Below are 463 nucleotides of genomic sequence, written 5' to 3' on the forward strand. Positions count from 1 at the left end.
AGCAGTTGGTCTGCCAAATTACATGGCGCTGAATTCGCCCGAAGGGATCTGGCCGGTGCGCACGGCTTCGGCAGCCTGTGCACGCACGGCAGCGCGGTCAGCGGTGAATTGGTAGGTCACCACACGCGAGCCTGCGGGTTCCATGTTGTGGGTCTTGGCTTCCACTACGGCTTCGGCTTGCACTTCAGCGCGGGTGCGGTTGGTGTCGAACTTCAGGGCAAATTGCGAGCCATCGGCTTCATCGGCATGGGCGCCAAAGGCGGCGAAAGTGGCAACAGCGGCGACGGAGAGGAAACGGGCGGTCTTGTTCATGATGAAAATCCTTAAAAGCTAAAAAAGCGTCTCAAAAAAGCCGGGTCAAAAACGATTCCTGAACCGGGTTCGGTGAGTCGCCTTGCGGGTTCGGCTCATCGATGGGATGAACTGTACGCCGATGGTGTTCAGGGAAAAACCACCCAGTCGC

At 58.1% G+C, this 463-nt stretch carries 1 protein-coding gene; it reads right to left on the reverse strand.

What is annotated here, in order from left to right; genetic code table 11:
* Positions 1–18 precede the first annotated feature (18 nt).
* Complete coding sequence (locus tag IB236_RS24205) at positions 19–312, reverse strand: DUF4148 domain-containing protein (RefSeq protein WP_192422489.1); 294 nt, start codon at positions 310–312, stop codon at positions 19–21.
* Positions 313–463 lie beyond the last annotated feature (151 nt).

It is taken from the genome of Acidovorax sp. ACV02 (assembly GCF_014851475.1).
In the GTDB taxonomy this organism is placed as follows: domain Bacteria; phylum Pseudomonadota; class Gammaproteobacteria; order Burkholderiales; family Burkholderiaceae_C; genus Acidovorax; species Acidovorax delafieldii.